19 protein-coding genes are annotated in these 21,174 nt (G+C 58.2%); 13 read left to right on the forward strand and 6 right to left on the reverse strand.

All coding sequences use genetic code 11. The features are described from left to right. Window positions 1-6 precede the first annotated feature (6 nt). From ACR0JE_RS10330 to ACR0JE_RS10365, 8 genes are all read left to right on the forward strand, one after another. Window positions 7-1,119: an ABC transporter ATP-binding protein gene (locus ACR0JE_RS10330; RefSeq protein ID WP_480864096.1), complete on the forward strand. Its 1,113-nt coding sequence runs from the start codon at window positions 7-9 to the stop codon at window positions 1,117-1,119. Next, window positions 1,116-2,606: a GMC oxidoreductase gene (locus ACR0JE_RS10335; RefSeq protein WP_480864097.1), complete on the forward strand. Its 1,491-nt coding sequence runs from the start codon at window positions 1,116-1,118 to the stop codon at window positions 2,604-2,606. Before ACR0JE_RS10330 ends, ACR0JE_RS10335 begins: the two co-directional genes overlap by 4 nt. Then, window positions 2,603-3,361, forward strand: coding sequence for a 3-ketoacyl-ACP reductase (locus ACR0JE_RS10340; RefSeq protein WP_480864098.1), 759 nt, complete (start codon window positions 2,603-2,605; stop codon window positions 3,359-3,361). The genes ACR0JE_RS10335 and ACR0JE_RS10340 overlap by 4 nt, the downstream gene beginning before the upstream one ends. Before the next feature lie 17 nt (window positions 3,362-3,378). Next, a complete protein-coding gene (locus ACR0JE_RS10345; protein ID WP_480864099.1) occupies window positions 3,379-4,971 on the forward strand; it encodes a GMC family oxidoreductase in 1,593 nt (530 codons plus the stop codon). Continuing rightward, a complete protein-coding gene (locus tag ACR0JE_RS10350; RefSeq protein ID WP_480544728.1) occupies window positions 4,968-5,276 on the forward strand; it encodes a Dabb family protein in 309 nt (102 codons plus the stop codon). The genes ACR0JE_RS10345 and ACR0JE_RS10350 overlap by 4 nt, the downstream gene beginning before the upstream one ends. Before the next feature lie 4 nt (window positions 5,277-5,280). Next, window positions 5,281-6,450 carry a dihydrodipicolinate synthase family protein gene (locus ACR0JE_RS10355; protein WP_480864100.1) on the forward strand — a complete coding sequence of 390 codons (1,170 nt, stop codon included), beginning with the start codon at window positions 5,281-5,283 and terminating at the stop codon, window positions 6,448-6,450. A 5-nt stretch (window positions 6,451-6,455) separates the two neighbouring features. Beyond that, window positions 6,456-7,463, forward strand: a complete 1,008-nt coding sequence (locus tag ACR0JE_RS10360) for a LacI family DNA-binding transcriptional regulator (RefSeq protein WP_480864101.1) — start codon at window positions 6,456-6,458, stop codon at window positions 7,461-7,463. Window positions 7,464-7,591: 128 nt separating this feature from the next. After that, window positions 7,592-9,610 carry a CocE/NonD family hydrolase gene (locus ACR0JE_RS10365; RefSeq protein WP_480864102.1) on the forward strand — a complete coding sequence of 673 codons (2,019 nt, stop codon included), beginning with the start codon at window positions 7,592-7,594 and terminating at the stop codon, window positions 9,608-9,610. Window positions 9,611-9,622: 12 nt separating this feature from the next. On the opposite strand, the gene ACR0JE_RS10370 is transcribed toward ACR0JE_RS10365, so the two are convergent. Further along, window positions 9,623-10,006, reverse strand: a complete 384-nt coding sequence (locus ACR0JE_RS10370) for a carboxymuconolactone decarboxylase family protein (RefSeq protein ID WP_480544732.1) — start codon at window positions 10,004-10,006, stop codon at window positions 9,623-9,625. Window positions 10,007-10,085: 79 nt separating this feature from the next. Then, window positions 10,086-11,174 carry an aromatic ring-hydroxylating oxygenase subunit alpha gene (locus tag ACR0JE_RS10375; protein WP_480864103.1) on the reverse strand — a complete coding sequence of 363 codons (1,089 nt, stop codon included), beginning with the start codon at window positions 11,172-11,174 and terminating at the stop codon, window positions 10,086-10,088. A gap of 154 nt (window positions 11,175-11,328) precedes the next feature. On the opposite strand from ACR0JE_RS10375, the gene ACR0JE_RS10380 reads away from it, so the two are divergent. The 3 genes from ACR0JE_RS10380 (at window position 11,329) to ACR0JE_RS10390 (ending at window position 15,853) form a co-directional block, all read left to right on the forward strand. Beyond that, the gene (locus tag ACR0JE_RS10380) at window positions 11,329-13,815 is read left to right on the forward strand and encodes an FAD-dependent oxidoreductase (RefSeq protein WP_480864104.1); all 2,487 of its coding nucleotides are present in this window, start codon (window positions 11,329-11,331) and stop codon (window positions 13,813-13,815) included. Between the two features lies 1 nt (window position 13,816). Beyond that, window positions 13,817-14,920 (forward strand): mandelate racemase/muconate lactonizing enzyme family protein, encoded by a 1,104-nt coding sequence (locus ACR0JE_RS10385; protein ID WP_480864105.1) that lies wholly within the window; start codon window positions 13,817-13,819, stop codon window positions 14,918-14,920. Between the two features lie 99 nt (window positions 14,921-15,019). Next, window positions 15,020-15,853 carry an HTD2 family dehydratase gene (locus tag ACR0JE_RS10390; RefSeq protein WP_480864106.1) on the forward strand — a complete coding sequence of 278 codons (834 nt, stop codon included), beginning with the start codon at window positions 15,020-15,022 and terminating at the stop codon, window positions 15,851-15,853. A 20-nt stretch (window positions 15,854-15,873) separates the two neighbouring features. Here the strand turns inward: ACR0JE_RS10390 and ACR0JE_RS10395 are convergent, their stop codons facing one another. The 4 genes from ACR0JE_RS10395 to ACR0JE_RS10410 all read right to left on the reverse strand — a co-directional run bounded on the left by ACR0JE_RS10395 (window position 15,874) and on the right by ACR0JE_RS10410 (window position 19,232). Further along, window positions 15,874-16,434: a TetR/AcrR family transcriptional regulator gene (locus ACR0JE_RS10395; RefSeq protein ID WP_480544737.1), complete on the reverse strand. Its 561-nt coding sequence runs from the start codon at window positions 16,432-16,434 to the stop codon at window positions 15,874-15,876. Further along, window positions 16,434-17,522 (reverse strand): flavin monoamine oxidase family protein, encoded by a 1,089-nt coding sequence (locus tag ACR0JE_RS10400; RefSeq protein ID WP_480864107.1) that lies wholly within the window; start codon window positions 17,520-17,522, stop codon window positions 16,434-16,436. The genes ACR0JE_RS10395 and ACR0JE_RS10400 overlap by 1 nt, the downstream gene beginning before the upstream one ends. A gap of 13 nt (window positions 17,523-17,535) precedes the next feature. Further along, the gene (locus ACR0JE_RS10405) at window positions 17,536-18,204 is read right to left on the reverse strand and encodes a cupin domain-containing protein (RefSeq protein ID WP_480864108.1); all 669 of its coding nucleotides are present in this window, start codon (window positions 18,202-18,204) and stop codon (window positions 17,536-17,538) included. 140 nt (window positions 18,205-18,344) lie between these two features. Then, window positions 18,345-19,232 (reverse strand): LysR family transcriptional regulator, encoded by an 888-nt coding sequence (locus tag ACR0JE_RS10410; RefSeq protein WP_480864109.1) that lies wholly within the window; start codon window positions 19,230-19,232, stop codon window positions 18,345-18,347. Window positions 19,233-19,336: 104 nt separating this feature from the next. Between ACR0JE_RS10410 and ACR0JE_RS10415 the strand changes: the two genes are divergently transcribed. Then, window positions 19,337-19,960 carry a glutathione S-transferase family protein gene (locus ACR0JE_RS10415; RefSeq protein WP_480864110.1) on the forward strand — a complete coding sequence of 208 codons (624 nt, stop codon included), beginning with the start codon at window positions 19,337-19,339 and terminating at the stop codon, window positions 19,958-19,960. 38 nt (window positions 19,961-19,998) lie between these two features. Further along, entirely contained in the window at window positions 19,999-20,970 is a 972-nt protein-coding gene (locus ACR0JE_RS10420) for a pyridoxamine 5'-phosphate oxidase family protein (protein WP_480864111.1), read from the forward strand. Window positions 20,971-21,174 lie beyond the last annotated feature (204 nt).

The raw sequence follows: 21,174 nt of genomic DNA on the forward strand, positions 1-21,174 counted from the left end.
GGCCTGATGGGTTTTCTGGACATAGACAACGCGACCAAGTCCTACGGATCGGTCGAGGTTCTGCATAAGGTCGATATCTCGGTGCAGGAGGGGGAATTTCTGGTGCTGGTCGGCCCCTCGGGCTGTGGCAAATCCACTCTGCTGAACATGATCGCCGGGCTGGAAGAGATCACCAGCGGAGAGATTCGTATCAAAGATCAGGTGATGAACGGGGTGCACCCATCGAACCGTAACATCGCCATGGTTTTCCAAAGCTATGCTTTGTACCCCAATATGACGGTCGGTCAGAACATCACCTTCGGGCTTGAGATGCACGGTGTGCCCAAGCCGGAGCGGGACAAGGCGATGCAAGAGGTCGCCAAGTTGCTGCAGATTGAGCAGTTGCTGGATCGCAAACCCGGCCAGCTTTCCGGTGGTCAGCGTCAGCGCGTTGCCATGGGGCGCGCGTTGGTGCGGGAACCGGATGTGTTCCTGTTTGACGAGCCTCTGTCCAACCTCGACGCCAAACTGCGCGTCGATATGCGGACCGAGATCAAGAAGCTGCATCAGAACCTTGGCACCACCATCGTCTACGTGACCCACGACCAGATCGAGGCGATGACCCTGTCCAGCCGGATCGCCGTGATGAACGGAGGCTACGTGCAGCAATTGGGAACCCCGCAGGAGATCTATGACACTCCGGCCAATATCTTTGTGGCAACCTTCATGGGCTCACCCGCAATGAACGTGATGCCTGCGAAGGTGACCGTGCTGAACGGTCGTCCTCATGCCGAGGTTGCCACTCATGACGGATCAATGGCGCAACTGCCTTTCAGCCAGGACAATCTGGCCGCTTGGGATGGGCGCGATATCCTTTTGGGCATCCGACCGGAAACCATCACCGATATGGATGGTGCAGACCGGAAATCCTCGAACATTGCGCAGATGACCAACCGGATTGTTGTTACCGAACCCGCAGGCTCGGACACGTTTGTCTCGATGCAATTGGGGGGCCGCGATGTGATTGCCCGGATGCGCTCTGACGCTGAAGTTGCGGCGGGACAGGATTTCGACTTTGCCGTCAATATGGAAAAGGCCGTGGCCTTTGACCCGGAGAGCGAGATGCGGATTGTTCCGTGACAAACCCGGATGTCATAATCATCGGATCTGGGATCGGAGGGGCAACGCTGGCCGCAGCACTTGCCCCCTCGGGCCGTCGCATTCTGATCCTTGAACGCGGTGAGCATCTGCGCCCTTCGCCCGTGGATCGGGACCCGAAGGCGATCTTTGCGGATGGGCACTTCCGCCCCGATGAAACATGGCTGGATGGCGAAGGGCAGCCCTTCAATCCGGGGAACTACTACTGCGTCGGCGGCAACTCGAAATTCTACGGTGCTGCGCTGATCCGTTACCGGGCCGAGGATTTTGAACCGCGACAGCACATGGGGGGTCGCTCTCCCGGCTGGCCTCTCCGTTACGACGATCTGGAACCGGACTACACGGCAGCCGAGCAGCTGTACACGGTGCGTGGGACTGCTGATGAGGACCCAACCGAGCCGCCGCATAGCGGCGCTTACCCGCATCCTCCTGTGGCCGATGAGCCTGACATCGCGGATCTGCGCGCGGTCTTGCGTCGGGCCGGCCTGTCGCCTGCATCGGTCCCTTTGGGGGTGGATATCGATCGCTGGCTCTTGGCCGGGCAAACCACGTGGGATGCATTTCCGAACACCTGCGGTGGCAAAATGGATGCCGAAACCTGCGCTCTGGCGGACGCCCTGAAGCACGAGAATGTCGAACTATTGACGAACGCACCTGCCGAAAAACTGCTGAGCGACAATGACGGGCAAATCACAGGCGTTGAGGTCAAGGGGCATGGTACCCTGCACGCGCCGGTGATCGTGTTATCTGCTGGGGCGGTTCAGTCCGCTGCGCTGTTGTTGAAATCCGCCAATGACAATTGCCCCGCCGGATTGGCGAACCGATCCGATCAGGTTGGGCGCAACTTCATGAACCACAATTGCTCGGCGGTTCTGGCTTTGCATCCGCTGCGCCGTAACCGCTCGGTCTATCAGAAGACATTGATGTTCAACGACTATTACAACACTGACGGGCAGGGCGGCGCGCCTTTGGGCAATATTCAAATGCTGGGCAAGATCACTGGTCCGATCCTGGCGTCTCAGACCGGGCTGCCCGGCTCAATAGCTGCGCTGATCGCAAACCGCAGCTTCGATTTCTACGCCATGTCCGAGGACCTGCCCAACCCCGACAGCCGGGTAACGGTCGAAGGTGATCAGATCCGGCTGGACTGGAAACGGTCGAACTGGCAAGCGCATGAGGCGCTGGTGACAAAGCTGAAACACCACCTGCGCCGCGCCGGATTTCCGATTGTTCTGTCGCGACCCTTCGACCGCCGCACCCCCTCGCACCAATGCGGGACGGCACGGATGGGGGATGACCGAACCAGTAGCGTTGTAGACACGTTCTGCCGCAGCCATGACCACCGGAACCTGTTCATCGTTGACGCCTCGGTCCTGCCGACCTCGGCTGCCGTCAATCCCGCCCTGACTATCGCGGCGCTGGCCTTGCGCGCCGGTCGTCACATTATTGAAACGGAGTTAGCGGCATGAGCCGAGTCGCTTTGGTCACCGGAGGGCAGCAGGGCATTGGCCTCGGCATCGCACGCGCATTGATCGCCGCCGGGCACAGAGTTGCGCTTGCCTCGGATGTGAACCCAGAAGACCCGGTCGTGCAAAAGGCACTGGCGGATCTGGGCCCGAATGCAATCTACCTGCAGCATGATGTCTCTGACATCAAATACGTGCCCGCACTTCTGGATCAGGTCGAGGCCCAGCTGGGCCCGGTCACCGCGCTGATCAACAATGCAGGCGTCGGCGCGCCGGTGCGCGGCGATATGCTGGAACTGACGTCCGAGAACTGGGATTTTGTGCAAAACATCAATCTACGCGGCGCATTCTTTCTGACGCAAGAGGTCGCGCGGCGCATGTTGGCCGACCCTCAGGACAGCTATCGCTCGATCACATTCATTACATCGGTCAGCGCCGAGATGGTGTCCGTTGAGCGGGCCGAATACTGCGTGTCCAAAGCCGCCGCCGCAATGATGGCGCAGCTGTTTGCGGTGCGGATGGCCCGGCATGGGATTGGCGTGTTCGAACTGCGCCCCGGCATCATCGCCACCGAAATGACCGCAGGTGTGCGCGACAAATACACCGACCGGATCGAAGGCGGGTTGGTGCCCGCCGCGCGGTGGGGTGAGCCGCAGGATATCGGCTCGGTCATCGTTCCAATCGTGGACGGCCAGATGCAATTCGCCACCGGGGCCGCAATCCCCGTAGATGGCGGGCTTTCGATCTCGCGCCTTTAAGGAACTCAGAGGACAAGATGTCTGAAGGATATGATTTCATCGTGATCGGCGGCGGCTCGGCAGGTTCGGTCATTGCGGCGCGCCTGTCCGAGGAACCCGAGGCCAAGGTATTGCTGCTTGAGGCCGGGTCTTCAGACCGGCATCCGTTTTTTCACCTGCCTGCGGGCTTTGCCAAGATGACCAAAGGTATTGGCAGCTGGGGCTGGTCGACGGTGCCGCAGAAGCACATGCAAAACAAGGTGTTCAACTACACCCAGGCCAAGGTGATCGGCGGCGGGTCGGCAATCAATGCGCAGATCTACACACGCGGTGCTGCGCAGGACTATGACGACTGGCGGCAGATGGGGTGCGAAGGCTGGGGCTATGACGATGTCCTGCCCTATTTCAAGAAGTCCGAGGACAACGATAGTTACGACAATCAATACCACGGCACAGGCGGCCCGCTGGGTGTGTCGATGCCCGCCGCGCCTTTGCCGATCTGCGATGCCTATATCAAGGCCGCCGGGCAGGTTGGTATTCCCGAAACGCGGGATGTGAATGGTGCGAAACAGGACGGGGCCGGGTATTACCAGCTAACCCAACGCAACGCGCGACGGTCGTCGTCGGCGATGGCGTTTCTTGCACCCAATCGGAACCGTCCGAACCTGACCGTGCGTATGGGTGCTCAGGTCCGTCGGATCACGGTCGAGAAAGGCCGCGCCACCGGCGTTGAGATGATGAGCGGCGAAAAGATCACTGCCGCGCGCGAGGTGATCCTGTCATCCGGAGCTATCGGCTCACCCCGTCTGCTGCAACTGTCCGGGATCGGACCGGCGGTTCATCTGGAAAGCCTCGGGATCAAACCGGTCTATGACCAGCCGCAGGTTGGTGAGAACCTGCATGACCACCTCGATCTCTATTCGATTTGCGAGGTCACCGGCCCGCATACTTACGACCGCTTCGCCAAGCTGCACCTGTCGGCTTGGGCCGGGCTGCAGTATCTGTTCACCCGCAAAGGGCCGGTGGCGTCCAGCCTGTTTGAAACCGGCGGCTTCTGGTACGCCGACCCCGATGCGCGTTCACCCGACATTCAGATGCATCTGGGGCTGGGTACGGGGATCGAGGCCGGGGTCGAAGCGATGCCCAATGGCGGCGTCACCCTGAACGCCTGTTTCCTGCGGCCCCGGTCTCGGGGGACGGTGCGATTGCAAAGTTCCGATCCCGCAGCAATGCCTTTGATCGACCCGAACTATCTGGCCGATCCCTATGACCGAGAGATGTCGATCCGGGGTCTGAAACTGGTGCAGAGCATCCTCGCACAGGATGCGTTGAAGCCATATGTTCTGGCGGAACGCCTGCCCGGTCCGACTGTAAAGACCGAGCAGGAGTATTTCGACTTCATCTGCGTGCATTCCAAAACCTCGCACCACTGCGCGGGCACCTGCCGCATGGGCAATGACGCCGAGGCCGTTCTGGACCCGCGCCTGCGCTTCAACGGGATCGAGGGTCTGCGCGTGGCCGACGCCTCGATCATGCCAACGGTTAATTCTTCAAACACCAACGCGCCCACGATCATGATCGGTGAGAAAGCCGTCGACATGATCAAGCAAGATCAAGGATTTACGCAATGATCCGTCATATCGTTCTGACGAAATTCCGCCCGGATGTGACCGAGAAGACGGTCGCCCAAATCTACAGCGGGCTGGCCAAGGTGGCTGAAGCTCTGCCCGGTGCCAAAGGTTTCACCGGGGGCCGCAGCCAAAGCCCGGAACAGATCGAGCGCGGATATATGCACGGCTTCGTAATCGATTTCGACGATTGGGACGCCTTGGCGACCTATCAGGCGAACGAGGATCACAAGGCGTGCGGGGCGCAACTGGTCGCAAACGCCGTGGGTGGAATCGACGGCATTCTGGTTCTGGATCTGGAGGTCTGAGACAATGAAATTAGTATTGCCCAACCGCGACGGCCAGTTGGAACCTTATGCTCTGACCGGAACGCCTTTGGTCCCGCGCGCGCCGCTGGTGCCGCTCACCCGCACCGCCTTTGCAGCGGCACATGTCGTCTCGAACCCGCTGACCGAACGAAACCCATGGGATGGCCGTCCGGCGGTGGATTGGGACGCGACCCTGAATTTCCGGCAGGGTCTTTGGGATCAGGGCCTTGGGCTGGCCGAGGCGATGGACACCGCCCAACGCGGTATGGGTGTCGATTGGGAAACAGCGCTGGAACTGATCCGACGTACAATGGTGGCCGCCAAAGCGCACCCTCTGTCGCCACGCGTTGCCTGCGGGGCCGGGACGGATCATGTACCGATGAGCGCGTTGAACACAGCCGGGGAAATCCTGTCGGCTTACGAGCATCAGGCCGAGGCCATAGAGGCCGCAGGTGGTCAACTGATCCTAATGGCCTCACGCGCCTTTCCGGCCATCAATGCCGGGCCGGGCACGTATCACGACGTTTATCGCGCGCTGATCGACGGGGCGGCGGAACCGGTGATCCTGCATTGGCTGGGCGATATGTTCGACCCGGCCCTGACCGGCTATTGGGGCAGCACGGATGTGGATCAGGCCAGCGAGTTTGTGCTGTCTCTGATCTCTGAAAACCCCTACAAGGTCGATGGCATCAAAATCTCACTGCTCGATCAGGCGCATGAAGAGGCGTTTCGCAAGCGCCTGCCGGACGGTGTGCGCCTTTATACCGGGGATGATTTCAACTATGCCGATCTGATTGCCGGGGACGAGGACCATTACTCCCACGCCTTGCTGGGCATCTTTGCGGCGATTGCTCCGGCGGCCTCTCAGGCGCTTGAGGCCCTGGCGCAGGACGACATGGATCGTTACCACGCGCTGTTTGCCCCGACCGTGCCGCTCAGCCGCGAGATCTTTCGTGCCCCGACGCGGTTCTACAAGGCCGGGATCGCCTATCTGGCCTGGCTGAACGGGGCGCAGTCCCATTTCATCATGCCCGGCGGGTTCCAATCCAGCCGCGACATCTGTCATTACGCCGAAGTGTTCCGGCTTGCAGATCAGGCAGGTTTGCTCTCGGACCCGGATCGGGCTACAGCGCGGATGACAACATTGCTGAACCTGCACGGGGTAGACCAATAGACTGAATGCGCAGACCGACGATCATAGATGTCGCCAACAAGGCGGGGGTGTCGAAATCCACGGTCAGCCTTGTGTTGCAGGGCAGCGCGCAGGTCAAAGCGGAAACCCGAACGCTGGTTCACGCAGCGATGAAAGAGATCGGTTATGTTTATAACCGATCCGCAGCCAATCTGAGGTCAACCGGGAACGCCCTGATCGGGTTGGTGATCAACGATCTGACCAACCCGTTTTTCACCGAATTCGCCACCTCGCTGCAAATGGCATTGGGGTCGCGCGGCTATGCGGTGGTGGTCGCAAACACCAATGAAGACCCCGCGATTCAGGATCAGGTGGTCACGGCCATGTTGGAACACGGGGTCTCGGCCCTGATCCTGTCGCCTGCTTACGGGGATGTCTCGAAAACCCTTAAGGCGGTCGAGCGTGCCGGCATCCCGATGATGCAAGTCCTGCGTCAGGTGGAAGGTGATAACGGTAGGTACCCATTCATCGCCCCCGATTACCGCGCGGGCGGACGGGTTGCGACCCGTCATTTGCTGGAGACCGGCGCGCGTAAGATTGCCTTTGTTGGCGGGCTGGAAGGCAGGCAAGTCACGCAGGAACGGATCTCGGGCTATCTTGAGGTTATACAGGAAAACGGTTTGGACCCGATTGTCATGACGGGCAAAACTAGTCGTGCGTTTGGGCATTCGGCAGCGATTGATCTGTTCAGGGACCACCCCGATTGCGATGCGGCACTGTGTTTCAACGATTTGGTGGCCTTCGGAATGATCAACGCCTGCCACGAGGCCCGCGTTGAGATCGGAAATTCCTTTCAGATCATCGGGTTCGACGATATTCGCGAGGCCTCAGAGTGTTGGCCCGCGTTATCCTCGGTTCACTGCGGCGTCGAGGCCTTTGGGCGACAAGTGGCAGATACGATCTTATGTTGGCTGCAAAAGGACGAGATGCCCGAGGCCGAAACCCGAACAGATGTCCGCCTGATACAACGACAAACGACAAAAGCGCTCGGCTGACAGCACTACGAAGGCGTTTGGCCAGAACCCGGCACAGGTTTTGGGATGACATGCCAACGTATATCGGATTGTAATGAATCAACCGCGGCTATGCTGCCTCTGTCATCCTCGGATAGGCTGGTTCACACATGAAGATTGTCTCGCAATTCCCCAATTCTGTTGAAGAAATCTATCACGTCGAGATTCCAATGTCGGATGGCTGCCGACTGGGTGCGCGCATCTGGATGCCCAAAAATGCCCCGTCACAGCCGGTGCCTGCGATCTTCGAGTTTCAGCCCTATCGCAAGAATGACATCATGGCCGAACGGGATGTGACGCTTTACCCCTATCTCGCGGGGCACGGCTATGCGGTTGTTCGTGTCGATTTGCGCGGCAGCGGCGATTCCGAAGGCATTCTGACCGATGAATACACCCCTCAGGAGCTGCAAGACGGGTGCGAAGTGATCGCCTGGATCGCTGAACAAGACTGGTGCGATGGCAAGGTAGGGATCACCGGGAAATCGTGGTCCGGGTTCAATGGGTTGCAGATCGCGGCTCTGCAACCGCCTGCGTTGAAGGCCGTCCTGACCCTGTGTTCAACCGATGATCGCTATGCCGATGATATCCACTACTCTGGGGGCTGCGTGCTGGGCGAGCAATTGACGTGGTCCTCGATCATGTTTGGCAAGAACACCATGCCGCCAGACCCGGCAAATGTGGGTGAACGCTGGCGCGAAATGTGGTTGGACCGCCTGCGTGGCTCGGGGCTTTGGCTGAAAACCTGGATGCAGCACCAAACCCGCGATGCGTTCTGGAAACACGGATCGGTGTGTGAGGATTTCTCGCGCATCAAAATCCCGGTCTTTGCAGTCTCAGGCTGGGCGGACGGGTATTATCCGGCGGTGTTTCGCATGATGGAACATCTGCAGGGACCGCGCAAAGGGCTGATCGGGCCTTGGGCACATCTGATGCCAAATGCCGGCTTGCCCGGTCCTCAGATGGGGTTCCTGCAAGAAGTTCTGCGTTGGTGGGATCATTGGCTGAAAGGGCATGACACCGGCATCATGGATGAGCCAATGCTGCGCCTTTATATGCAGCACAGCGCCGAGCCGAAGGAGGCGATGACCCATCGCGACGGGCATTGGGTGGGAGAAAGCAACTGGCCATCACCCACCATAGGATCATCTGACTGGTACCCAAGCGCCGAAGGTACCTTGGCGACCGGTGCCCCCGGATCGGGAACAGTATCGGTGAACTCACCTGTCATGTCGGGTGGCTATGCTGGGTTTTGGTGCGCCTTTGCCAGCGATGGGGATTTGCCCGGCGATCAGCGGCGCGACGATGCGCTGTCGGCCTGCTTTGACAGCGCACCGCTATCGGATTCATTCGACATTGTCGGCCAACCGGTGCTGCGACTGGCCTTTTCATCTGACAAGCCCGTTGCACAAATCGCCGTGCGCTTGAACGAAGTTTTACCCAGCGGGTCATCATCTCGCGTGACCTATGCCGTTTTGAACCTGACCCACCGCAATAGCCACGAAACGCCTGAGGTTTTGGTGCCAGGACAGAACTATGAGATCGAGGTTCCATTACGCGCCATCGCCCACCGGTTCGGCGTCGGCAATCGCATCCGTGTTGCGCTTTCCACCAGCTATTTCCCATTGATCTGGCCCACACCCGAAGCCGCGACCCTGACGCTCAATCTGGATCGTTGTTGTTTGACGTTGCCAGACCGGCAACCAAGTCCGCTAGATGAAACGCTTCACGCCTATCCTGGGCCCGAGCAAGCCGCACCGCTTGAAACAGTGATGTTGGCGGAAGGTGAAGGCGGCCGAAGCATCACCCATGATGTGGTCCGCGATATTGTGACCGTCGACACAAGACATGAGACAGGCCGCTACAGGATCGTGCAAAATGGCCTTGAGATCGAGGTGCAAGGCCGCGAAATCTTTAGCGCTTCCGCTCAAAACCCAGCTGGTGCAGAAGGCAAGACGCGTTGGGTCTACCAGATGTCACGCGGCGATTGGTCGATCCGAACCGAAACCGAAGTTTGCATGACCGCCACGCCGAAGAACTGGCAGATCACCGCAACCTTGCGCGCTTTTGAAGGCACCGAATCTGTCCATGAACAACATTGGTCTGAAGAGTTGCCGCGCAATCTGAACTGAACTGGCGGCAGGTCAGAGAAGGCCGCGCTCCTCTAGCACCTTGCGGGCAACGCGGAAACACTCCAGCGATTGCGGCACGCCGCAATAGATGCCAATCACGTGGATGATGGACTGAATCTCTTCTTTGGTGACACCATTATTCAAAGCGCCTTTGCAGTGAATTTCCCACTCGTGCATCTTTCCCAGCGCGCCGATCATAGACAAGTTCATCATCGATCGGGTCTTGGCATCAATGGTGTCGTCACCCCAACCGAAACCCCAGCACCAGGCGGTCATTGCCTCTTGAAAAGGGCGGGTAAAATCATCGGCGGCGGCCAGGTTCTTTTCGACATATTCCGCCCCCAGCGTCGCTTTACGCTGCTCTAACCCCTTTTTGAACAGATCTTCATCCATCATTACTCTCCTGTTTCAATACTTTGATGATGGCGCGACCTTATGCTCGCAACCAGATCACAATTCTAGATTTTCACATAGATCAATCGACCGCGTCGCGCATCCATTGCTGTAGCCGAGCGATTGAATGCTCGCTCATCACCCCGCCATCGGGGTCTAGAACCAGAGGCCCGGGAACATATCCCTTGGATTTCAGACCGCGATACACGGATTCGACCAGGCGGATATCTTCGGCCACGGTTGTCTCGCGATCCTGAACCGCCAGCCCGCGGATCACATCGCTTTCATGCCCGCCCTCCGTGTACCAGCCGCGCCAGACCGTACAGGTATCAACGGATTCAGCGCGCCAGTGATAGGTGTTCAATACATTGCCCGGATAACACTGGAACGAGAACATCGGCCACAGGAACCATGACTGGTAGTCGCCCGCATGTGGCACTGACATGTCGATGGGATAAGTCATCTTTTCTAGGCTCTGACACTCGGTCGTGTGGCGCAAAACATAACCACCACCCACATCGGGCTGAATATCGTAGGTTTCGGGTTTCACTACGCCTTCTGCAAATGTCGGGTGGTTGGTCGGGCAGTGGTAGCATTCCGAGTAGTTCTCGACCGAGACCTTCCAATTACAGTTCTCGGGGATTTCAACCCACTCCAACGGTGCCAACTCATCAATCTGGGGAACAAACGCGGCAATCTCTTCCCGCACACCGGGATACCAATCATCCATTGGCGCGGCGTTTGTGTCCAAATTGACAAAGATAAAGCCCAGGAAAATTTCGGTCCGAACCTCAGTTAGGCAGATTTTCTCACGATCAAATCCGGGAACCTTCTTGATATTCGGCCCTGCACGCAGCCCGCCGGTTAGTTCATAGGTCCATTGATGGTAGGGGCAAACGACCACGCGAGTGTTGCCTGTACCAGTCACCATCTCATGTGCGCGATGCTGACAGACGTTGTAGAACGTGCGGATCACCTCATCCCGGCCACGAATGGCAAACAGGTTCTGCCCGGCGATCTGAAAGGCAAAATAGTCGCCCACATTCGGGATGTCTGCCGCATGCCCTGCAAATTGCCAGGTACGAGACAATAGCCCGTTCATCTCATTCTGGAAGACGGCTGGATCGATGTAATAGCTGGCCTCCAGCGAATGGGTGAGCGGTTTATTCATTCCCTGACCTCGTAACAAAGCCTTAGCGATAAGCAGACAGTTCGGTCTCAAAAACCTGTGCCGCAATCATTTGTATCATTTATCATTGACCGTGGTACATTTGTTTGAATATCAAATCCACAGAAATCTGCGACTCTCGAACAGGAATTTTGTGATGTCCAAAAAAGAACTGCCGCAGCGTGCGAAGGTCGTCATTGTTGGCGGCGGCGTCATGGGTTGCGGCCTGGCCTATCATCTGGGGCATGAAGGCTGGGGCGAAGACACGATCCTGCTGGAAAAGGCCGAACTGACCAGCGGATCAACATGGCACGCGGCCGGACAGATCACCCATTCCACCAGTTCCCATGGGCTGGGGCGGATGGTCGACTACAATATTGGCCTGTATTCCAAGACGCTTGAGGAAGAGACCGGGCAAGCAGTCACCTGGCATGGCTGCGGCTCGTTCCGGCTGGCCTATAGCGAGGATGAGATGGACTGGCTGCGCCACACCCTGTCCGTCGGCCGTTCGCTGGGTTTCAATATCGAGCTGGTCGGTCCCGAGTTCATCGCAGAAAAGCACCCTTTTTATAATCTGGATGGCGTTCTGGGCGCGCTTTACACCCCGGATGATGGCCATGTGGATCCGTCGAACGTGACCATGGCGATGGCCACCGGTGCGCGTCAGAAGGGCGTGAAGATCTTTCGCCATTGCCGCGCCACCAACATCACCCAGAACGATGCGGGCGAATGGGTGGTTGAAACCGAAAAGGGCACAATCATTTGCGAGCATGTGGTCAATGCCGGTGGCACCTACGCGCGCCAGATGGGTGAATGGTCGGGCTTGCAACTGCCGATGACCTCGATGACCCACCACTACTTCGTCACTGAGAATGTGCCCGAGTTTCAGGATCTGGACACTGAACTGCCCGTGATCCGAGATGACAAGATGGTCTCGGGCTATATCCGGATGGAGCAGAAAAAGGGCCTGATCGGGATTTACGAGAAAGAGAATTCGAACTCGGTCTGGCATGACGAATGCCCGTGGGACTACGAGAACTGGCTGTTCGAGGCCGACTATGACCGTGTCATGCCATGGCTGGAGAATTCTCTGGAACGCATGCCGATCTTTGCGGAACTGGGCATCACCCGTGAGGTCCACGGCGCGATCAGCCACCCGCCGGATGGCAACCCGATGGTTGGGCCTGCTCCGGGCGTCAAGAACTACTGGTGCTGCTGCGGCACTCAGATCGGGATCGGCTGGGGCCCCGGCCTGACCCGCGAACTCGCCAAGTGGATGGTCTACGGAGCGGCTGACATTTCGATGCGCGACTACGACCCACGCCGCTTTGGCAGCTATGCCCAAAAGGACTGGCAGGTCATCAAAGCGCATGAGGATTACAAGCTGCGCCACGAGATTCCCTTCCCCCATTTCAACCGACTGGAAGGTCGCCCGATCAAGCCGTCGCCGCTCTATGAAATCCTCAAAGACAAAGGCGCTGTCTACGAAGAGGTTTATGGGTTTGAGCGCCCCCGCTGGTTTGCGCCGGAGGGCGTCGAGCAGCGCGATCATTACAGCTTCCGCCGCAACGTGGTGCATGATGTGGTCGGGGCCGAGGTGAAAGCCGTGCGCCAAGGCGTTGGCATTATGGACGTCACCGCCTTCACCAAGGTCGAAGTGTCTGGCCCGGACGCTTATGCTCTGCTGGACCGTCTGACCGCCAACAAGATGCCGCAGAAAACCGGCTCGATCACGCTGACCCATATGCTGAACCGCCGGGGTAGGGTTGAGTTGGAGACCACGCTGGTGCGCATGGCGGATGATCGCTTCTATCTGGTCTGCGCCGCCTTCTTCGAGCAGCGCCTGCTGGACCATTTGAACCACAACCGCGCCGATGAGGATGTAACCATCACGGCGCTGTCTGCCGAATGGTCGGCCCTGTCGCTGAACGGTCCGAAATCACGCGATGTTCTGGCGCAATGCACTGATGCGGACCTGTCCAATGCAGGGTTCCGCTGGCTGTCGGCGCAGGAAATCACCGTTGCGGGCCATAAGGTCTGGGCGTTCCGGATGTCCTATGCAGGTGAGCTGGGTTGGGAGCTACACATGCCTGACGCGGCTTGTGTTGACGTCTACACCGCACTTTGGGCCGCGGGTGCGCCATATGACATCGTAAACTATGGTTCTTTCGCTATGAACGCGATGCGGATGGAGAAAGCTTTCCCCGGTGCAGGTGAATTGACCAACGAGGTCACGCTGCCCGAGGCCAATGTGGGCCGCTTCATGAAGCTGGACAAAGACTATCTGGGCGTCGAGGCCACCCGTGTCAGTGCGAAACAGGCCGAGACGGGCGAAATGCTGTGGATCTGTGCCTATCTGGAGATCGAACCGGACGGGGTCGAGGACGGGCATGGCGGCGAAGCCGTTGTTGTGAATGGTGAAATCGTGGGCACCACAGCCTCGGTCGCTTATGGTCACACGGTCGGTAAAATCCTGGCCTTTGCCTATATCAAACCGCACGCGCATCTGCCCGGCACCGAGATCGAAGTCATCATAGCGGGCAAGCCGCGCAAAGGGCGTATTCTGGGTGAGCCCGCTTATGACCCGGCTAGCCTGCTGCCGCGCACTGACGCCCCACAGCTTGAGCGAGTAGAGGAAGCCTGACGTGAAGATCACGCGCATCGCGCTGTGGGAAGTCCCCCTGACCAGCCATGAGACCTACTACATGGCAGACGGAAAAACCTGCGACACCACCACCTCGGTGGTGTTGCGGATCGACACCGATACCGGACTACAAGGGTGGGGTGAGGTCTGCCCCATTCCCCATTATCTGCCTGCTTATGCCAAGGGCGTAGTGCCTGCCGTCATGGAACTGGCCCCGGTTCTGATCGGAGCCGACCCGGTTGGCCCCGAGGCGTTGATGGAGCGCGCGAACGCCTACCTGTATGGCCATGGCTATGCCAAATCGGCCATCGATATGGCCTTGTGGGATTTGACAGCACAGGTGGCGAACCTACCACTGTACTGTCTGTTGGGCGGGCGACAGGTCAAGGACATGCCGCTCTATCACTCGATCACCTGCGTCGCGCCGGGTGAAATGGCCCGAATGGCACGCGACGCTTACGACAACGGCATGCGCCAGTTTCAAGTGAAGCTAGGCGCGGACGACGACTGGCAAGCGGATGTGGAACGTCTGGCCAGGGTGCGCGAAGCCGTTGGGACAGGTCCCTTGGTGTACGGCGATTGGAACTGCGGTAGCGATGCGCTGACGGCGATCCGGGTCGGGCGGGCCGCATCCCATCTGGACGTGATGCTGGAACAGCCCTGCGCCACCCTGCAGGAATGCGCCCATGTCCAGCGCGCAACAGGCCTGCCGATGAAAATCGACGAAAACGCTCATGACATCACCTCGGTGCTTGAGGCGCACCAACTGGGCTGCATGCAAGCCGCGGCGTTGAAACTGTCCAAGATGGGTGGCCTGTCCGCGATGCGGCAAATCCGCGACCTGTGTCTGACGCTGGGCACCCAGATGTGTATCGAGGACACTTGGGGTAGTGACATCACAACGGCGGCCGTGCTGCATCTGGCGGCATCGACACCCGCGCGAGGCATCATGAATACTTGCGACCTAAGCCACTATGTCGGACCTCGCTTGGCTCCGGATTGCCCCGTGCGTCAGAATGGCCGCATCACTCCGCCCGAGGGGCCCGGTTTGGGTATCACGCCCGATGCTGACACGCTGGGCCAGCCAATTTCTATTGTTGATTGATCCAAATCTTCGCGCGGTTCGGCTTGTCGTTGGCACTGAGCAATCCTAGGCTGCCCCGAACTGCCACGGATCGTAAGTGGCGTAAACTTCGGGCGTAGTATGCCAAATACTTTCGACAATTGGATCGGGCGCAGCGAAAGCCACGGTGACATCCTGCGCCCCGAACCAGCGCGGTTCATGCAGGCCACGCTGGGGCAAGAGCCCGGCTTGGGCATTGGCGATCCGCTCCCCCCGCTGTGGCATTGGCTCTACTTTCTCGATGCCAAACCTCTGGATCAGTTGGGGCGGGACGGGCACCCGAAGAAGGGCGGTTTTTTGCCGCCTGTTGCATTGCCTCGGCGCATGTGGGCAGGGGGTCGATTTACGTTTCATACACCCTTGCCGCTGGGGGCGCGTATCAAGAAACGCTCGACCATCAAAGCCATCACTGAAAAAAGCGGGCGCAGCGGGGAGCTTTGCTTTGTCACGGTGGTGCATGAGGTTCTGGCCGAAGATGGCACGCTTGCCCTGACCGAAGAACATGACATCGTTTATCGCGAAGACCCAAAGCCCAACGCATCAAAACCCGCGCAACCTATCGCGCCTGCCGACGCAGAGGTTTCGGAAATGGTTACGCCGTCCGAGGTCATGCTGTTCCGCTATTCGGCCCTGACTTTCAATGGCCACCGCATCCACTACGACGTGGACTATGCCCGCACCGTCGAAGGGTACAGTGGGCTGGTTTTTCACGGCCCGTTGACAGCGACATTGTTGGCCGATCTGGCCAGTCGGAGCGTCAACAAACCGCTGAAAACATTCGCATTCAAAGGCCTGTCTCCCATCACAGGGGTGGCGCCATTTCAACTTCAAGGCAGGGCGAGTGAAGATGGTTTGAACCTTTGGGCCCGCCGCCATGATGGGGTCAACGCGATGCAGGCCCGCGCGACGTTCTGATCCTCAGCTGTTAACCGCACTCAACACCGCGCCTCAAGCAATTCAACAGCCTGATTGAAGCTCGAGGTGTTTTCCTCGGCCCGTGCGGTCAAATGTGCCCCTTCCAACAGGGCAAGGGCCGCGCGGGCCTCGGCTGGGGCGGCACCCAAAGATGAAATGGACCCATCCTGCGCCGCCAGTTCGAACACTCGGATCAGCCAGTTCACCATCATAGCTCGGAACTCAGATATCTTTTGGATCACCTCATCCGACAAGCTTTCGCGGCTGCCGATCAAGGCCACGCACAGACACAACGTTTTGCCACCGCCTAGCGCATCCCGGTAGATATCGATCAGCGCTAGCAGACGCTGGCCCGCAGTTGGCCAGGCGGCATCGATCCGATCACAATCGGCCTTCAGCGCGTCATGGTATCGATCCATCAACGCGGCAGATAGTGCTGCCTTGGTCGGAAAATGATAGTGGATCGATGCTTTGCGAATGCCGACCGCATCGGCCAGATCTGCATAGCTGAACCCGTCAAACCCACGGGTGCGCGCTGCCTGCTCGGCGACGTTCAGAAGGGCTATCTTCGTATCGGTCATCATGACAACTCAACCTTTTGGTAGATGATAAGCCTTGCGGCCTGCTCCGCGGCTTCCAATGCACCTTCAACGTATCCACCGAACTGGGGGGCAACCTCGGTCCCAGCGAAAATCAGCGCCTGGTCCCAAAGACCCTTCAGGGGTGAGGGCAGGCCATTGGTTGGGTGACTGAATAGCGGTTGCTGATCTTCCAATGTTGCCGTGAACGGGTCATCGGCCCAGTCTTTGACAAACAGGTCCAGCGGCTGTGCAGCCTCTGGCCCGAATAGCCGCACGAGTTGATCCAAGACCAACTGACGCAGATGAATTTGGTCTTTGCGCGCCTGCGGCGGCAATCCGACAAAACCGAATAGCGCATAGCGCCCGTCTTGGGCGGGCGAGGCATCGTGGATTTCAACCATCGGTCCCCGACGGCTCATCGCGTCGCCGGACAGTCCGGCGTCGCGCCAGAAGGGTGATGCGTATATTGCAACGGCCTTGGCCTGACCCGCCATCCAAGTGGGAACCGCTAGCATCGAACTCAGCGCTTTGTCAGGCAACGCGGGCACAAAAGACAACTGCGCAGCAACCCGCGGGGGCAGGGCGAGCACAACCCGGTCAGCGTGAACGGTCCGGCCGTCGGCAGCTGTTGCAATCACGCTATCTTCGCCCCGCGCGATCTGTTGTATTGGCATCGACAGGTGAACCCTGTCCGGGTGGACGCTTGCCGCCAAAGCGTCGATCAGCGCACCAAAACCGCCGTCCAATCGCAGTGATCCCCGCATGGATGAAAACCCAAGGCCCCGCGACACGCGGCCTTGTTCGTCCTCATAGGTCAGCTCGCCTGCATAATGCTGTTCGAACCAGGATAGACCAAGCTGGCCGATCAAATCTGCAATCCTTGGCTGACCGGGCCAGAACCAGGCAGGACCCAGATCATAGCCGGTATCGCCATGATGCCGGGTCAGAATACGACCGCCTAGGCGATCCCGAGCTTCAACCAGAACAAAGTCATGCCCTTGTCGCGCCAGCTCTGCCGCAAGGCTCAGGCCCGAAAGACCGCCCCCGATGATCAGGGTCTGCGTCCGTTGTCTGGGTCGAGAGCTCATGTGCACGGCGCGATCAAGCCGTAGGCGCTTTGGCATAGGGCAGATGGCCGGTCTTTATCCAGACCTTTGCGCCATCAGGGCCCGCTACAGCTGTCAGGTTTTCGCCGTCAGGCAACCGAAGCCATGCGTTTTTAGCCAGAGTATCCCCGCCCGCAGTGATCTGGCCACCTATGACCAACAGCTCATGCCCACCAGCTGCATCCGAGGTCAGTTCCGCACCCGGATCAAGATGGCTATAGGTGACGCGTTCGCGGGGATCTTCGTACAGTAGCGCTGTCGCAACGCCCTTCACTGGTGCGCTAAGCTCCTCCGCCATGGTTTTGCGAAACTGCGTTCGATCCTCCATGTCAAACTGCCAGAGTTTGACAAAGATCGTACATCCCGGCTCTGAACCGGGTGTGTGAGACGAGGTTGGTGGATTGCGCACATAGGTACCTTCAGGGAAATCGCCGTGTTCGTCTTGAAATACCCCGTCCAGTACGATGAATTCTTCGCCTCCGGTATGGGTGTGGGCCGAGAACGAACTGCCCGGTGCATAACGCACAATGGTGGTGGCACGGGCCACTTCGCCTCCGATCCGGTCCAGCATCCGACGGTCAACGCCCTTCATTGGCGAGGGCAACCAGTCTAACTGATCCGAGTGGACAACGACGCGGGCGGAGAAATCAGAGTTCAGTTCCATAAGAGGTTCCTTCTCGGGAAAGGTAGAATAGTATATCAGTCTCTTATCATATATCTACTATTAGGTAGGTAAATTTCAATACCAAGCTTCAAACAATTATTTTGACAGATGTGCCGCCAGTATAGTCCGATGCGAAACCGCTATGAACGCGCCAGAGCGGTCACCAAATAGTCGATCAAAGCGCGAATTCTGGCGGTCAGGTGCCGGTTCGGCGGGTAGGTTGCGTACAGGCCTAGCACTCGGGTTTCATAAGATTCCAAGATCAATTTGAGCTGTCCGTCCGCCAAGAACGGCTTAGCAGTGTACAAAGGCACCCGCCCGATTCCCAACCCATCAGCGGCCATGTTGGCAACCGCGCGGGGCGAATTGGCGCGGAAATTGCCCGAGACTGGCACAAAGAGCTTTCCATCCGAGGTTTCGAAATCCCAACTGTCGATCACATTGCCCGTCGTTTGTAGCAGGCAATTGTGCTGTGACAGATCTTCTGGTGTTTCGAGAGGGCCCATGCGATCCAGGTAGTCCGGCGCAGCACAGCAAACGATACGCATATCGGTCAACTTGCGCGCGACCAGCGAGGAGTCTTTCAGAACTCCAAAGCGAATGGCCAGATCGAACCCTTCATCCACCAAGGACACATGGTGATCAGACAAATGCAGTTCGATCAGAACGCCGGGATGTTCATCCTGAAAGGGTTTGAGCAGGTGGACCAACTCGGCCGATCCATAACCGGTTGGGGCCGTTATGCGGATGCGCCCAGCCAATTCGGTCTGCCGCTGCTGAACCAGCCCTTCCAACTCATCGAATTGTTCCAATAGCGGTAGGCAGCGTTCGAAATAGGCCTTGCCAGTCTCGGTCAGGGTGACGCTGCGGGTGGTGCGATGAAGAAGCTGAGCATTCAGACGCTGCTCAAGTTGCCCTATGTATTTGCTGGCCAGTTTCGTGCTGATGCCGATCTGTCGGGCACCGTCTGTAAACGATGCGTGGCTTGCGACAGCCACAAAAACCCGCATTCCTGCGATGGTGTCCATTATCTACGCCACGTTCATAGTCATTCAATAAGTGTGTATATTATCGCCTAACTGTCAGCAAGTTATCTCTAGCGCCAATGCAATCGAAAAGAAGGAGCCATCTTATGACACATCCTCTCCGCATTCACAGCTTTCCACTGTCTGGCCATGCCCACAGGGCAGTTTTGTTCGCCAGTCTCGCCGATATCCCTCATGACGTTGTCAATGTGGATTTGGCGGGCGGGGCGCATAAACAGGACGCATTTCTGGCCTTGAACCCTGCAGGGCAAGTGCCGGTTTTAGAGGACGGCGATGTTGTCGTGTGCGACAGCAACGCAATCCTTGTTTACCTTGCCCGCAAATACGCCCCAGACTATCTGCCCAATGATCCGGTGCTTGAGGCTGAGGTTCAGAAATTCCTGACCCTTGCCGCAGGCGAGATCGCCTTTGGCCCCGCAGCCGCCCGGTTGATCAATGTGTTCAACGCACCTTTGGACAAGGCGTTTACCCATGCAACGGCAGCCAAAGTTTTGGGCAAGCTCGATGCACATCTGGACGGGCGTAATTGGCTTGTCGGTGATCGGCCCACAATCGCTGATGTGGCCATCTACAGCTACACCGCCCATGCTCCCGAAGGCGATGTTTCGTTGGAACCCTACCCGAATGTGCGGCGCCTGCTAGCCAATATCGAAGCTTTGGAAGGGTTTGTACCAATGCCCAAAACCGCAGCCGGGCTAAACGCCGCCTAAAGCAGCATCTGAACCCAAAAGACACCGCGAGGTCCGCCATGAACGCGCCCCTTCAAACCGAGCATTCTCCGTTTCACCGCGGCGAGCGCGAAATGCAGCGCCGCATCGGAAAACAAGACAGAATGGAGAAGATAGGTCGGACGGTGATCCGCCCGTTCATGCCGGACCAGCATCGTGAATTCTTTGCACAGTTGCCCTTTGTTTTTCTGGGCAGTGTCGATCAGGATGGCTGGCCCTGGGCATCGATCCTGGCCGGCAAGCCTGGATTTTTGTCCTCACCAAATGAAAGACAGTTGAGGGTACAGGCCAGGCCTCATCCCAACGATCCATTGGCTGACGCTCTGGTACACAACACGCCACTGGGTTTGCTGGGGCTCGAACTATCTACGCGGCGACGAAATCGTCTGAATGCAACAATTGGCGAAGTATCAGAAACCGACATACTGTTGGATGTGACCCAGTCTTTCGGGAACTGTCCGAAATACATTCAAACGCATGTCGTTGACTTCATCCGAGAGCCAGGCAGCGAAGCGAAGCACTCGAAAATCGAGCGGTTCAATGAACTGGACACTGCCGCGCGTGACATGGTCGCTTCAGCCAACGCATTCTATGTCACAAGCTATGCAGACACCGATACGGGGCGCAGCGTTGACGTTTCGCATCGCGGTGGGCGGTCGGGGTTTGTGAAGGTGCAAGGCAACAGCCTTCTGGTGCCGGACTTTCAAGGAAACAACTTCTTCAACACGCTGGGCAACTTTCTGGTCACGCCGCGTGCAGGTTTACTATTTCCTGACTATCAAACCGGCGATGTGCTGATGCTGACAGGAAAGGTAGACGTTCTTCAGGAACAGCATCCAGATATCGCGGGGTTTGATGGTGCACAAGGTGGCTGGCGGTTTGAGTTGGTCAGCGGCATTCGGATACATGACGCGTTGCCGTTTCGTGCGGAATTGACCGAATATTCGCCGAACAGCCTCAGCACGGGGAGTTGGACAACAGCAGCAAGGTAAGGGGAGGATACCCCGTTGGGAATGTCGCTCCGGGTCTGATATGTCGCAAACGCGCTAGTTCTGACGGTTGTCCAGCGCAACAAATAGATATGCGCAGTGTTTTGTTAACCAACCCATTGGACCGCCGGGCAACCGGCTGTGATCTCGTTGTGATGTGCCAATAGAAGCCCACAGGGCATTTGATTGGTCGAAGTCACATGCAAA

The sequence above is a fragment of the Ruegeria sp. H3 genome (assembly GCF_056533095.1).